General features: G+C 60.9%; 9 protein-coding genes. 3 read left to right on the top strand and 6 right to left on the bottom strand.

Annotated features, from left to right (window positions below; genetic code table 11):
• On the bottom strand, positions 1 to 518 hold a 518-nt coding region (locus WB650_RS13130; protein WP_423960767.1), incomplete at its 3' end, for an SDR family NAD(P)-dependent oxidoreductase.
• A 197-nt stretch (positions 519 to 715) separates the two neighbouring features.
• On the opposite strand from WB650_RS13130, the gene WB650_RS13125 reads away from it, so the two are divergent.
• Positions 716 to 2,035, top strand: a complete 1,320-nt coding sequence (locus tag WB650_RS13125; RefSeq protein ID WP_422303805.1) for an adenylate/guanylate cyclase domain-containing protein — start codon at positions 716 to 718, stop codon at positions 2,033 to 2,035.
• Between the two features lie 79 nt (positions 2,036 to 2,114).
• Here the strand turns inward: WB650_RS13125 and WB650_RS13120 are convergent, their stop codons facing one another.
• Positions 2,115 to 2,837, bottom strand: coding sequence for an SDR family NAD(P)-dependent oxidoreductase (locus WB650_RS13120; protein ID WP_422303804.1), 723 nt, complete (start codon positions 2,835 to 2,837; stop codon positions 2,115 to 2,117).
• A gap of 59 nt (positions 2,838 to 2,896) precedes the next feature.
• Entirely contained in the window at positions 2,897 to 3,487 is a 591-nt protein-coding gene (locus WB650_RS13115; protein ID WP_422303803.1) for a GNAT family N-acetyltransferase, read from the bottom strand.
• 703 nt (positions 3,488 to 4,190) lie between these two features.
• Between WB650_RS13115 and WB650_RS13110 the strand changes: the two genes are divergently transcribed.
• The gene (locus tag WB650_RS13110) at positions 4,191 to 5,714 is read left to right on the top strand and encodes a sigma-54-dependent transcriptional regulator (protein WP_423960765.1); all 1,524 of its coding nucleotides are present in this window, start codon (positions 4,191 to 4,193) and stop codon (positions 5,712 to 5,714) included.
• Complete coding sequence (thiE, locus tag WB650_RS13105; RefSeq protein WP_422300842.1) at positions 5,711 to 6,334, top strand: thiamine phosphate synthase; 624 nt, start codon at positions 5,711 to 5,713, stop codon at positions 6,332 to 6,334. The genes WB650_RS13110 and thiE overlap by 4 nt, the downstream gene beginning before the upstream one ends.
• A gap of 28 nt (positions 6,335 to 6,362) precedes the next feature.
• Here thiE and WB650_RS13100 read toward each other — a convergent pair whose 3' ends face one another.
• From WB650_RS13100 to WB650_RS13090, 3 genes are all read right to left on the bottom strand, one after another.
• The gene (locus tag WB650_RS13100) at positions 6,363 to 6,584 is read right to left on the bottom strand and encodes an AbrB/MazE/SpoVT family DNA-binding domain-containing protein (RefSeq protein ID WP_422300843.1); all 222 of its coding nucleotides are present in this window, start codon (positions 6,582 to 6,584) and stop codon (positions 6,363 to 6,365) included.
• A 59-nt stretch (positions 6,585 to 6,643) separates the two neighbouring features.
• Complete coding sequence (locus WB650_RS13095) at positions 6,644 to 7,885, bottom strand: MFS transporter (RefSeq protein WP_422300844.1); 1,242 nt, start codon at positions 7,883 to 7,885, stop codon at positions 6,644 to 6,646.
• A gap of 67 nt (positions 7,886 to 7,952) precedes the next feature.
• The gene (locus tag WB650_RS13090) at positions 7,953 to 8,633 is read right to left on the bottom strand and encodes an SH3 domain-containing protein (protein ID WP_422300845.1); all 681 of its coding nucleotides are present in this window, start codon (positions 8,631 to 8,633) and stop codon (positions 7,953 to 7,955) included.
• Positions 8,634 to 8,651 lie beyond the last annotated feature (18 nt).

Here is an 8,651-nt window from a genome sequence, read left to right as displayed (position 1 = left end):
AAATTGATGTCCTCGAACACGATCGGCGCGCGGCTATGCGCCCAAGCCGAAACCGCCACCACCCGCGCGCCGTTCGCTTTGCGCAGCGCCGGCCAAAGTCGCGCCGCGAGCTGGAAATGCCCCAGGTGGTTGGTCGCGAAGTGCAATTCATAGCCGCGAGGGTCGCGCGTCAGCGGCGCGCCTCCGATTCCCGCACTGTTCACGAGGATGTGCAGCGGCTGGCCTGACGCAAGAAACCTCGCGGCGAAGGCGTCGATCGAGGCCGGATCGAGCAGGTCCATCGACTCGATCTCGACGTCGATTCCATCCAACGCCCGCACCGCCTTCTCGCGATCGCGCGTCGGCACGATCACCCGGGCGCCCGCAGACCGAAGCGCCCGCACAGTTTCCAGGCCGATCCCTGAATATCCGCCGGTCACAATCGCGATCTTGCCGGACAGATCGATACCGTTGATAACGTCGGCAGCAGTGGACGCCGCACCAAAGCCGGACCCGATAGGATTTTGGAAGGTCGCCAAAGTACACGCCTCCTGGAACTCAATCGGCTCTACCGTAGTGTACGTCTGGGCCGCCGGACTAGGAATATTCAAGTGTCCGCATTCCGTGCGCGAGGATGCGAATAGTTTCAAGGCGCCAACCTCGAGTAATGCTTTCTTGGATTAAGCGCGCCGCGGTGATAATGCCTTGCGAACAATCGCGTTAGGAACGGCGAGAAATGGAAGTTCCTGTCAAGTACGCCAATAGCGGCGATGTTCACCTCGCCTATCGGATCTTCGGAGAAGGTCCTCGCGATATCGTCCTCGTGCCTGGGACGCTCTCGCACGCGGAGATGAGTTGGGAAAGGGCGGCTGCCAAGCATCTGCTCGACCGGCTTACCGCGTTCGCGCGCGTGATCGTTTTCGACAAACGCGGCCAGGGACTCTCCGACAGGAACGTCGCCGCCGAGCAAACCGTCGAGGAGCGCATTATCGACATCCGGGCAGTGATGGATGCCGCAGGTTCCCAGCGGGCCACCATCTATGGCTGGTCGGAGGGTGGCCCGGCATCGCTGGTATTCTCAGCGACTTACCCGGAGCGGGTTTCTGCGCTCGTGCTCTATGGCACATTCGCCTCGCTTAAAGATCCTCCCTGGGCGATATCGCGCGAACTTTGGGAGAGCTACGTAAAGAGTTGGGAGACCCATTGGGGCGAGGGCATTTTGCTCGAACTCAATGCTCCTAGCGTGTGGGGCAACGAAGCTTTCCGTCGGGACACCGGCCGCTGGGAGCGCGCCACCGCCAGTCCCGGCTCCATCGGGGCACTTATGCGTCTCAACTATGATCTGGACGTTCGGCGAGTACTGCCGGTTATTCAGGCGCCCACGCTGGTTCTTCATCGTATCGGCGACTCGCTGGTTCCATCCGATTGCGGACGCTATCTCGCCGAAAACATAGCCGGTGCGCAGTTCGTGGGAATGCCCGGTACCGACCACAGCATAGTCGATAGTGAGACGCAGGATTTCGTCGCAGATAGAATCGAGGAATTCATAACCGGCGAACGGCACGTGCATGAATCCGATCGAATGCTGGCTACCGTGATGTTTACCGATATGGTCGGTTCGACCCAGCGTGCGGCGGAAATGGGAGATTCGCGATGGCGCGGTTTGCTCGACGATTGGTACGCCGTTGTGCGCAAAGAGTTGAACGCTTATCGAGGACGCGAAATAGCCACCGCGGGCGACGGTCTGCTCGCCACTTTCGACGGCCCCGCGCGGGCGATTCGATGCGCGTGCTCGATGCGCGATCGGGTTCATGAACTGGGTCTGCAAGTACGAACAGGTTTGCATACCGGCGAATGCGAGTTGACCAAAGATAATCTCGTCGGGATAGCGGTGCATATCGGCGCACGCGTCGCCTCAATCGCGCTACCCGACGAAGTGCTCGTCTCCAGCACAGTGAAGGATCTCGTGGCCGGCTCGGGACTCAAGTTCGGCGACCGCGGCGCGCATACACTCAAAGGCGTCCCCGATGAATGGCGCCTGTTCACAGTTTTATAGGGCCACTGTCGTTCGAGACTCGGCCCCTCTACCTGTCGGTATTCGATAAAGCAACTGAGTCCGCGCATTTCACCGACGGTCAGAACTTCTCTTTGAACGGACGCACTTCGAGTTCCATCGTCCATGCGCTCGGATCCTGATGCGCGAGATGCCAGTACGTCTCTGCGATCGCTTCGGGCTTTAGGAAGTCGCCGTCTTTCAGGCTGGGCTTCAGCCCGCGCGCTCCCGGGATGTCGATACTGCCATCGACGTTGATCCACGCCACGTGGATACCTTTCGGACCAAGGTCGCGCGCGAGCGATTGCGCCAACCCGCGCATCGCGAACTTCGCGGGTCCAAACGACACCGACTTCGGCCCAGCCTTAATGCCTGCCGTCGCCCCCGTGAAGAGCATCGTGCCACGTCCGCGCGCGATCATTCCGGGCGCGACTTCCCTGGCTGCGACGAACGCCCCCAAGGCGTTGACCCGCCAGTCCGCTTCGTACTGTTCGGGCGTGATATCCGTGATACTTCCGAATGCGCCGCTGCCGGCGTTGTAGAGGAGCACTTCCGGCTCGCCGAGGTCCTTACGAATCGCGCGAAACGCTTCTGCTATCTGCGCGGGATCGCTGACATCGGTAGGGAGATCCAGCACGGTGCCCCCGCTCTTCCGGGTCTCGCCAGCGAATGCTTTCAGATAGTCGGCTTTGCGCGCGAGCATCGCGACCTGGTAGCTCGAAGCAAACCTTCGCACGAGTGCAGCTCCGAGCCCCGGACCAACTCCAATAACGACCGCAACCGGCTTATTCGATTGAGTAGCCATGTTTCACTCCTTTCGATCTGCGGCGACATCGGAGCCGCTCCGAATACTGGGTGCAGGGGTCACCCCTGCCGCGCACTTCTGTACATCGGAGTGAGCGGAGGTGACGTGCCGAACTGAAGAGTCGCAAGCACCTCAAAGCCGTGCTTCCTGTAGAACGAAATATTGCGCGGGTTCGAAGATTCCAGGTACGCGGACTCATGCTTGCGGTCGCAAGTGCGGAGCGCGTGCTCGATGAGCGCCGCACCCTGACCCTGATTTTGCCGCGAAGGATCAATCCCGATGGCCGCCAGATACCAGTGAGGCTCGTGCGGGTGATACTCCGGCATTTGATTGAAGACGGCAAAGAGATCGGCAAGCAGGCTTTCATCAACCGTGCGCTGCAAAAGGGAACCTACCGCTTCGAAATCCAGAGAGATGCCGGGCGGCAACCACAGCGCAGCGCCCACAAATCCGTCGACGTAATGTGCGCTTTCGTTGGAAATAGAGTTGCCGCCGAAGTGTTTCATCAGCTCAGGAAAGTGTTTGAGAAACTTACCCGGATGCGGATACAGCCAGCGCATCACCGGGTCTGCACAAAACGCCAGGGTCAACGCATCAAAAAGCGCGGCTTCATCGGAACTATTGGCTGTCTTGATCGTGGGCAGGCTCATGATTCCCCCAATTGTCCGCTACGAGCGCTCGACGCCTTCGGGAATACAACTCCATCTGGTCTAGCGCAACGCCATCGGCCCTCTTCCCCTCTCCCACTATGGGAGAGGATCGAAGAGCCTGCCCTGAGCTTGCCGAAGGGTGAGGGTCCTTATTCAGCGCGCGGTCATCTTCGCGCGCGATTCAAGATTACGTCTCTGGGCGTTTCCTCGCTCGTTCATCGGGAACGCCTACGCGACCGCATTACGCCGTCTTCCTGACGAAGCGAGCAACGCGAGCGGACTTGGCTTCTGGCCTCCGGATAGCTTCGCAACAGGCAAAAGGCGGTTCCGGTTACTTAATCGCGCGCTTCGCTCGCTCTCCATTTGCAAGTGCCAAAAGGTTCAGGGATGAACTGTTCAGCCTCACCCCAATCAATCCGCCGTGCTAACGTCCGCGCATGGTCAACAGACACGATGCTGCACGCTCGCCCCACTCGGCCGCCGGGATCAACCATGCTCACGTTTTGCGCACAACTAAATTTGACGGAACGAACCTACCCTTGGTAGTGTCGGCGCCCCGAAACCACAACAGGATGTATAATTGTCTTTTCCACGCCTGATCTGCCCGTGCAAAGAGCATCGCGAACAACCACAAAAGCGCCTCGTTAATTTGCGATCGCGGGCGTTGGCGACAAGATCGAACTTACTGTTACGATTGTAGCCCGTGAGCACAACCAGCATGGGCGCAACCGCATCGAGTCAAAATTACCCTGAACGCGTTAAGGATCCCGGCACCGGCGCGGCCGTTCTTATCGCCGACGACGATCCCGCCATCCGCCTCGTTTTGAGGCATCGCCTCGAAGCCGACGGCCATCGCGTCGAAGAGGCCGTCGACAGCGTGTCCGCAATCACCGCGCTGCGAAGCAATCGATTCGACGTCGCCCTGCTCGATATCATCATGCCGGGCAACGGCGGTCTCGACGTCCTGTCTGCCGCGCACAGTGAAGGCATCCGGACGCTGATCATCGTGATCACTGCGGCGAGCACGATGAACAACGCGGTCGAGGCGATGAAGCGCGGCGCTCACGATTACCTGACCAAGCCGTTTGCCAATCTCGACCTGGTCGCGGCGGCTATCAAGCGCGCAGTCGAAGTCGGCGCGCAGGCTGCGGATCTCAACCGCCTGAAGGACGAAGTTAATCGGCAACTGGTCGGCGGCGAGATAATCGGGCGCAGCCCTGCGATGCAGGAAGTTTACAAGCTGATCGGACGCGTGGTCACCAATGACGCTACCGTTTTGCTGAGCGGCGAAAGCGGTACCGGCAAGGAGCTGGTCGCGCGCGCGATTCATTTCAAGTCTGCGCGATGGCGCTCGCCGTTCGTCGCCGTCAACTGCTCCGCTATCCCGCACGGCCTGCTCGAGAGCGAGCTGTTCGGGCATGAGCGCGGCTCTTTCACCGGCGCGTCCGAGCGGCGTGCCGGCAAATTCGAGATGGCCGATACCGGCACCATCTTCCTCGACGAAATCGGCGACCTGCCGGTCGAGCTGCAGCCCAAGCTGCTGCGCGTGTTGCAGGAGCGCGAGTTTACCCGCGTCGGCAGCGTCGAGACGCTCAAGGTCAAGGCGCGCGTGATCGCGGCCACCAACCAGAACCTCGAGTCCCTGGTCGCCACGCGAAGATTCCGCGAGGACCTGTATTTTCGTCTGCGCGTGATTCCGATACAGATGCCGGCGCTACGCGAGCGGCGCGACGATATTGCGGAGCTCACCGACTACTTCGTCTCGAAAGCGGTCCAGGAGATGGGCGCGCGCGCCAACACCATCAGCCCCGAGGCGCGGATCAAGCTGGAGTCCGCGGAATGGCCCGGCAACGTGCGCGAACTCGAAAATGCGGTGATGCGCGCGGCGTTGCTCGCGCCTGGCACGACGATCCGCGGCGACGATATCGAGCTGTCGCGTCCGGGCGGAGTCGGCATCGGCGCAACCGCAGCCACCGACGGCGCCGAGCTGGGAGATATTATCTCGACCCGCATCGCGGGATGGTTCGACTCTCCCGGCGGCGAGGAACCGCGCGACCTCTACCATCGGCTGGTTGCGGAAATCGAGCGTCCTCTCGTCGAGCTCGCGCTCAAGCGCGCGGGCGGCAACCAGGTGCGCGCGGCGCGGATGCTCGGGCTCAATCGCAACACGCTGCGCAAGAAAATCACCGACCACAAGATCGTACTGACCAAATTTCCCGGCGGATGACCCGGCTCCCCTCGCACTTCTACGCGATGGTCGATCCGGCCGGTGGACACGACCCGGTCTCGCTGGCAGAAACGCTGCTCGACGCCGGCGCACGGATCATGCAGCTTCGTCTCAAAGACGCGCCGGGCCGCGACTTTCTGGCCGCCGCACGCACTATTGCCGAGATGTGCCGCAAGCGCGGCGCAATGCTCATCGTCAACGACCGAGTCGATATCGCGATCCTTGCCGAGGCGCACGGCGTGCATCTCGGGCAGACCGATCTCCCACTGGAAGCCGCGCGCCGAATCGCCGGCCCCAACGAAAACAAGATAATCGGAATCTCAACTCACAATGTCGAGCAGGCGCGCGCCGCCGAAGATGGCGGCGCAGACTACATCGGCTTCGGCCCGATGTATCCCGGCGGCCTGCGCAACAACGCTGTCGGCGTCGGCCTCGACAATCTCCGCGCAATCCGCGCCGCCGTGAAGATTCCAATCGTCGCAATCGGCGGCATCACCGAAGCCCGCATCCCCGAAGTTCTCGCCGCCGGCGCCGACGCAGTAGCAATCATCACCGACGTACTAAACGCCCCCGACATCGCCGCGAAAGTCCGCTCAATCCTGGCGCTGAGTCGTAATTGATTCCCGCTGTCGAAGGTCCGACCGGGTATTACCGCCGTCCGCGAAGCTGCACCACCACAGCGTCAGTGTCGAGTCTCTCACCGAGGTATCCAAAAACCTCGCCAACCGGATCGATGCTCGATGCTATGACCGCGATCAGTCTGCCGTTTTCTTCGCTGAACTGGAGTTCCGTTCCGGGCTCAATTCGAAGCCGATCCCGGAGCCGTTTTGGAATCGTAACCTGGCCACGCTCACTGACGCGCGATTTCATAGTTTCATACTATCTGACGGTCACATGGGGAGTCGCTGATGAATCTTCAGTCGCTCGAATTACGCCGTGGCCGGGACGGGCTGTGACGGCTGCCTTGCTTGCTCCGATTCGAACGAGCGGCATGAATATGTTACCGCTGCGCCTATCAGGCACATCACGACGAATGCTTCGAAGGCGGGGACGTAGCTGCCGGTTAGATCGTAAATCTTGCCCGCGCCGACCGGGCCGACGCATGCGCCCAGCGTGTTAAAGACGCCGGCAATGCCGCCGATCGAGCCGAAGCGTTTCAGTCCAAGCGACTCCGCTATCAGCATTGGGACCAGCACCAACGGTGCGCCCAAGGACAGTCCGAAAATCAACACGAATGGAATCAGGACGGCGGTTCGGGCCGCGCCGAATATCAACATCATTCCGATGCAGGCGGCGAAAAAATTGGACGTCAGCGCGATTCTTGCGCTCACCCTATCGGCAAATAGTCCCATCCCGAGCTTGCCGAACGCCGCACAGACAAGCACCAGGCTCATGATGCCGGCCGCAAACGATGACGAATAGCCGAGTTCAGTAAGATAGGTGATTAGATGGAGGCCCGCACCTGCTGCGACGGCCGCAAAGAAGAACTGCGCTGCGGAAATCAGCCAGAATGAGCGACAGTGGAACGCTTCTCGCACTTCGAATCCCGGCAATGCGCTGCTGGCTTGCGCGACGGTCAGGCCTTCAGCCTGCGGCGGCCGGGTTCTCACCACGAAGATGATCAGCGGGACAACGATTACGAACATCGGGATCGCCAGCGCGACGTATCCCGCGCGCCATCCGCCATGCACGATCGCGAAGTTACCGACCATCGTCATCGCCGCGCCGCCAAGCGAGGTGCCCGCGAACGCCAGGCCCATCGCAAGCCCGCGCCGCGCACCGAACCAGTTTGCGATCACCAGGGAGCACGGCAGCAACGTCGATGCGCCGATGCCGACGCCCAACAGAATGTATGCACCGAACAGCGGGCCAAACGAATCGACGCGGCTGGCGATGAGAAACGACGCGCCGGTCATAATTACGCCGGCGACCATGACGACTCGCGCCTCGACGCGATCGAGCAGCCATCCGAATAGCGGAGCGGAAAGGCCCGCAGAGATCGGCAGTGCGAAGCCCTGCATCGTGGAGAGCTTGGTGCGCGACCATCCGAAATGCTTCAGCAGATGCGGGAAGAACAGTCCGCCGGTGTTGTAGCCGGATCCGAAAACGAACACGAGCGTAACGAAGAGGCTCGCGACGATGATCCAACCCTGTCGTTCCCGATCCGTCATCAGATGCACCCTCGCTGAAACTTATAGCGACACGCCAGCGGATCGTCGAGTGCGAAAATCGGCGGGGCTATTGCAGCGCTGACATCGGGATGAAGCCTTCGAGGCCGCTCTTCATGCGGATTTGCATGTAGTCGAGCGAGAGGCCAACGACGTGAACATTGTGGCTGGCGTGAACCTCGGCGACCTTCTTGGCCCATCGATTCGGTTTGTCGAGCACGGCAGCGTCGTGCGTGAGCACGAAGACTTTGTCGACTGGCTTCACCAGCTCAACCGCGGACGGCTCGATATAGCCAGTCTGTCCACTTTTCAGATTCACGCGCAGAAAGTAGTGAGTGGAGCCCGTCACCTCGACGAATTTATCACGCGTCAGTTGCTCGATATGCTTGCTGCTCTTTGCGGGCGCGGCGTAAACGGGCGAGTCCTCGAGTACCTTCAGCCGCGCCTGCGCCGGTTCGATTTCCGGTTCGTGGACGCTGTTCTTACTCGACGCGTGGTGCACAGGCGTCATGTGCTTTGGCGGAGGCATCCATGTTCCGCCGGATGGTGACGTCGTCGATGGACTCGTCGAAGACCCGGGAGAACTCACAGGCTCGGCACTGCTTGGCGGATCCGCCGGAACAATCGAAGTCGAGGGAACGTCTTCTTCGCCGCTTCCAGCCGCGAAGGACGGCGCCCACATTGCGAGCGTTGCCACGACGACGGCCACCAGAGCCGTTATCCACGCCGATCGAGAATCACGATGAAACATCTTCCTCTTCCTCCCCTC

It is taken from the genome of Binatus sp. (SeqCode), from assembly GCF_049584895.1.
Lineage (GTDB): Bacteria > Desulfobacterota > Binatia > Binatales > Binataceae > Binatus.
This window is presented reverse-complemented; position numbering and strand designations above follow the sequence as displayed.

What these genes read in the sequence shown, in the direction of transcription:
- WB650_RS13125 (WP_422303805.1), top strand. Translation starts at nt 716, where the DNA reads ATGGAAGTTCCTGTCAAGTACGCCAATAGCGGCGATGTTCACCTCGCC.
- WB650_RS13120 (WP_422303804.1), bottom strand. Translation starts at nt 2,837, where the DNA reads ATGGCTACTCAATCGAATAAGCCGGTTGCGGTCGTTATTGGAGTTGGT.
- WB650_RS13115 (WP_422303803.1), bottom strand. Translation starts at nt 3,487, where the DNA reads ATGAGCCTGCCCACGATCAAGACAGCCAATAGTTCCGATGAAGCCGCG.
- thiE (WP_422300842.1), top strand. Translation starts at nt 5,711, where the DNA reads ATGACCCGGCTCCCCTCGCACTTCTACGCGATGGTCGATCCGGCCGGT.
- WB650_RS13100 (WP_422300843.1), bottom strand. Translation starts at nt 6,584, where the DNA reads ATGAAATCGCGCGTCAGTGAGCGTGGCCAGGTTACGATTCCAAAACGG.
- WB650_RS13095 (WP_422300844.1), bottom strand. Translation starts at nt 7,885, where the DNA reads ATGACGGATCGGGAACGACAGGGTTGGATCATCGTCGCGAGCCTCTTC.
- WB650_RS13090 (WP_422300845.1), bottom strand. Translation starts at nt 8,633, where the DNA reads ATGTTTCATCGTGATTCTCGATCGGCGTGGATAACGGCTCTGGTGGCC.